Origin of the sequence: Bifidobacterium pullorum subsp. saeculare, from assembly GCF_016899725.1 — a bacterium.
In the GTDB taxonomy this organism is placed as follows: Bacteria; Actinomycetota; Actinomycetes; order Actinomycetales; family Bifidobacteriaceae; genus Bifidobacterium; species Bifidobacterium pullorum_C.
Genome location: NZ_JACLYU010000131.1, coordinates 1 through 501, shown reverse-complemented (window position 1 = coordinate 501; position 501 = coordinate 1). Strand labels below are relative to the sequence as shown.

Genomic DNA, 501 nt, shown 5'->3' with positions numbered 1-501 from the left:
CTCCACAATGGTGGCAATGCATACCGGCGTGACCAGGGCGATGGCGACGGGGGAGAATTTGGGAGCCGCGAAGGACGGCAGGCCGATCCAAGCCGCCTCCTTCACCGCTGTCAGATCCACCTGCCCTGCGGCCAGGGAGACGAGATAGCCCACGATCATGGCGATCAGCACGGGGATGACCTGGACAAAGCCCCTGAAGAACATGGTGACGATGATGACGGTGGCCATGCCCACGATGGCCAGCGCCCAGTTCTCCGATGCCATGTCTATGGCCGTGGGGGCCAGCATCAGGCCAAGGCTTGTGATAATAGAGCCGGTGACCACCGGCGGGAACACGGCCCGCACCCGGTCGGCCCCCACAGCCATAACCAGAAGGGAGATTACGATATAAGCGATACCGACCAGGAAAACGCCGCCTCTGGCATAAGCCAGGCCGTCGGCGCCGCCGCCCATGACCTGGGCTGCCATGATGACGGGCGTGATGTAGGCAAAGGAAGATCC

Annotated in this window: 1 protein-coding gene; it reads right to left on the bottom strand. The window is 62.9% G+C overall.

The window, feature by feature from the left end:
* A partial coding sequence (locus tag H7U32_RS09805) for a solute carrier family 23 protein (RefSeq protein WP_275051244.1) occupies positions 1-501 on the bottom strand: 501 nt, incomplete at both ends.